The following is a 3699-nucleotide window of genomic DNA, read 5'->3' as shown; positions in this document are numbered from 1 at the left end:
CCCCTGCTCCCTCATCCCCACTCCCCATTCCTATTGAGTAGACTGTTGTTCCGGGGCTGATAATGAGTTTTCTCGTTGCTGTAGTGCTGCTTGAATACGGGGTAATTCTAAGAATTTTTTCGTATCAGACAGTAGGCGATCGCCCCAGAGATTTTCTTTGAGAAAATTCAAACTACCATAGCGCTGATCGATGCGGAGTGCGGCTTCTCCCAAGCTTAATCCTTGTTGGTGATCGCCTTTAGTATACAGTGCCACTGCTAAGGCCAATAAAGGCTCTGCGGCTTGCTTATCAAGGGTTACAGCCGATTGCCATTGCTTAATCGCTTCGGGAATCTTACCCTGTTCATAGTTGATTAAGCCAATATTGTTGATCGCCGGCCAGAATTTTTTATCGTGGGAGACTGCTGTATCGTACTGCGCGATCGCATCTGGCAATCGACCCAGCAGATAGTAAGCATTACCCAAATTAAACAAACCCTCTGAATCATTGGGCTTTAACTTCAAACCGTCTTGGTAATTGACAACAGCTGCTTGGTAATTTTTCTGCTGAAAATTAGCTGAACCTAAAGCAAACAAAATATCACCATTTTTAGGGTTGATAGATTGCGCTTGTTTCAGGCTAGCGATCGCCCCGTCAAACTCTTTAGTTTGCAGTTGCAATCCACCTAAAAGCAACCACACTTTATCATTCTTAGGAGCCAGTTGACTAGCCAGCCGCGCTCGTGGCAAAGCTAAATCAACCTGTTGAAACTGAGCTAGTTGAGCCGCTTCCTGTGCCAAGCTCAACCCCTGCCTCTCTAACTTTGTCCCATCTAGTTGCAATGTATGGGGTATTAATGCCTGCGCGTTAGCGGCTTTTGGCATACTCCATAAACTACAGACCATTAGAAAAGAAATCAAACCAACATGTTTAGGCACACTACCGCCTTTAAGCCACTAATCAAAGAATCTTTCAGCTAGCTTAAACGATCTGCGCTGTTGACGGTAGCAAAATCTTACAAAGAAAGGCAGGAGGTAGGAGGCAGGGGAGCAGAGGGCGGGGGACAAGGTGACTTGTGAGAACTTGCAACAAGTCTTTCCCCTTGTCTCCAATTCTCCTTGTCCCTTTTCCTCTTCCCATTCCCCACTCTCCATTAAAAAAACTTATGACTTTGGTCATACATCAGTTTGAAATTACTAATGACTTTGGTCATACATCGGTTTGGACGTTTTAAGCAATAATTAATATGTATGAATTTATACGAAGAGGTAAATATTAAACACCTTCATACCAAAACAAAAATAACTGTCTAAAGATTGCTGAATTCAAACCTCAGCAAAATTTAACTTTAATACAATAAGGAGTCAATTCTATGTTGAGAGCAAACCGGATATCGATAATCTTAGCTGCTGCTGCCCTGATCATTGTTCCCACTCTCTTGACTGCACCTGCAAGTGCCCAGACGAAAGTCTATGTTGTTGGCGATCGCAATCAAGGTTGGGATCGCGACGGCAGACGCAACTACAGACAAGACAGAAATGGAGACAGGGGTAATTGGAACCGCGACGGCAGGCCTTATCCTGTAGAAGTCAGAAACTCTAGATATCGGGATAATTGGAATCGTGACAACCAATTCAATAACAGAGTAGTCAGACTTGGTAATGGTGACATCAGATATCCCAATGGGGAAATTATTCCTGCTAGATCCATAGCCAGACTGCGTAATCAAGGTTACTTCAGACTTCCCAACGGGGATATTCTTCTTCCTAATCAGGAAATTGTTCCTGCTGGGAGATTAGTTAGAGTGCATGATGATTACTTCAGACTTCCTAGTGGATTAGTACTGCAAATAAACCTTTAAAACACTAAAATACTCAAAATCATTGTTGGTATAGGGCTACCAGGCTATATTAGCCGTGAATAACTAGCTCGGTAGCCGTTCTTTTTAAACGAAGTTATATGAAAATTGATACACAAAATACCGTAGATTCATCAGTTTTTGTTCCAGAGGTAAAGAAAAAAAAGGGGAAACGTAATTGGCTCTCTTGGCTAATTGCTCTTTGCCTTTTGGGTGGAATTGGTTATGCCGTTTATTACCAAGTAACGATTGCTCCCCGTCAAGAAGCCAGACGGCGGGTGCTGACAAAGCCTGTAGAAAGGCAGAGTTTAACAATCACAGTTTCAGCCAATGGAACGGTGAAACCTGAGCGGTCAATTAACCTCAGCCCGAAAAATTCAGGCATCCTGAAAAGGCTGCTGGTGAAGGAAGGGGATATCGTCAAACAGGGACAGATTGTCGCTTATATGGATGATTCCAACCTGCGGGGGCAACTCACCTCTGCTCAAGGACAACTGGCACAAGCCGAGGCGAATCTGCAAAAGGCACAAGCAGGTAATCGCTCTCAAGATATTGGTCAATCACAGGGAGCATTAGACGAAGCCGAGGCGAATCTACAAAAGGTACAAGCAGGCAATCGCTCTCAAGATATTGCCCAAGCACAGGCACAGTTACAAAATACTCAAGCGGCTCTAAGTAAAGCAGAAGATAATCTTGTGCGCAATCAACAACTTTACAATGCAGGCGGTATTTCCCTTCAGACCCTCAACCAAAGCCGTGCTGATCGCGATAGCGCCCAAGCTACTGTGAATGCAGCACAACAAGCACTGGCTCTACAAAAAGCTGGGTCACGTCCAGAAGACATTGAGCAAGCCCAAGCTGTGGTGAAGCAAAGACAGCAAGCTTTGGCACTTCTAAAAGCCGGAACGCGCCCAGAAGATATTGACGCAGCCCGCGCCCAGGTAACATCTGCTCGCGGTTCGTTGCAAAATATCCAAGCCGAAATCAATGACACAATTATTCGCGCACCTTTTGATGGTGTGGTGACAAAGAAGTATGCCGATCCAGGTGCCTTCGTGACACCCACAACTGCTAGTAGTGAAGTAGCTTCTTCTTCTTCTTCTTCAATCTTGTCTCTAGCTTCAACAAATGAAGTTGTCGCAAATTTAGCGGAAACAAATATTTCCAAAATCAGCCTTGGTCAAAAAGTTTCGATTAAGGCGGATGCCTACCCAGGAAAAACCTTTGAAGGTAAAGTCAGCCAAATTGCTGCCCAAGCAATAGTAGAGCAAAACGTCACCAGTTTTGAAGTGAGAGTATCACTTTCAGACCCTCAAAGGTTACTGCGATCTGGGATGAATGCGGAAGTAGATTTTCAAGTCGGTCAAGTTGAAAATGTTCTAGTAGTGCCAACGGCCTCGGTGGTGCGACAAGAAAATGCCACAGGTGTGTTTGTGGCAGGAAAGAATAACAGACCTGTGTTTACTCGTATTGAAACTGGTGTCAGCGCGAATAACTTTACTGAAGTTAAGTCTGGATTGACAGGAAACGAAAGGGTATTGCTCAGTTTCCCACCAGGATCGCGTCCGCAATCAACACCAAGAGGAGGAGTTTTTCCTGGTCTAGGTGGTGGTGGTGGAGCCGGTGGCGGCGGAGGTCGTTCAGGCGGTGGCGGCGGAGGTCGTTCAGGCGGTGGTTCTGCTGGTGGTTCCCCTTAAAGTGAGTTTTAAATCAATAGGGTTTAGTTAAAAAGAGGCAAGGGAGCAAGGGAATGGAACAGAAAGGGGAGTAAAAAGGCTCAACTGTCGAGTAAAAAGGCTCAACTGTCGAGTAAAAAGGCTCAACTGTCGAGTAAAAAGGCTCAACTGTCGAGTAAAAAGGT

The 3699-nt window shown here is 45.0% G+C and carries 3 protein-coding genes; 2 read left to right on the top strand and 1 reads right to left on the bottom strand.

Annotation, left to right across the window (positions count from 1 at the left end; all coding sequences use genetic code 11):
• Positions 1–30 precede the first annotated feature (30 nt).
• Positions 31–918 (bottom strand): tetratricopeptide repeat protein, encoded by an 888-nt coding sequence (locus tag ACFE90_RS23380; RefSeq protein ID WP_375504769.1) that lies wholly within the window; start codon positions 916–918, stop codon positions 31–33.
• Positions 919–1352: 434 nt separating this feature from the next.
• On the opposite strand from ACFE90_RS23380, the gene ACFE90_RS23375 reads away from it, so the two are divergent.
• On the top strand, positions 1353–1841 hold the full coding sequence (locus ACFE90_RS23375) for a hypothetical protein (RefSeq protein ID WP_375504767.1): 489 nt from the start codon (positions 1353–1355) through the stop codon (positions 1839–1841).
• Positions 1842–1939: 98 nt separating this feature from the next.
• Positions 1940–3535, top strand: coding sequence for an efflux RND transporter periplasmic adaptor subunit (locus ACFE90_RS23370; protein WP_375504765.1), 1596 nt, complete (start codon positions 1940–1942; stop codon positions 3533–3535).
• The last annotated feature ends 164 nt before the right edge of the window (positions 3536–3699 follow it).

This window comes from uncultured Nostoc sp., from assembly GCF_964245445.1.
Lineage (GTDB): Bacteria > Cyanobacteriota > Cyanobacteriia > Cyanobacteriales > Nostocaceae > Nostoc.
Note: the sequence above shows the minus strand (reverse complement) of the source record. Positions and strands in the feature narration are given on the sequence as shown.

Bases quoted from the DNA above. Each gene is read 5' to 3' on its own strand.
- ACFE90_RS23375 (WP_375504767.1), top strand. From the start codon at position 1,353: ATGTTGAGAGCAAACCGGATATCGATAATCTTAGCTGCTGCTGCCCTG.
- ACFE90_RS23370 (WP_375504765.1), top strand. From the start codon at position 1,940: ATGAAAATTGATACACAAAATACCGTAGATTCATCAGTTTTTGTTCCA.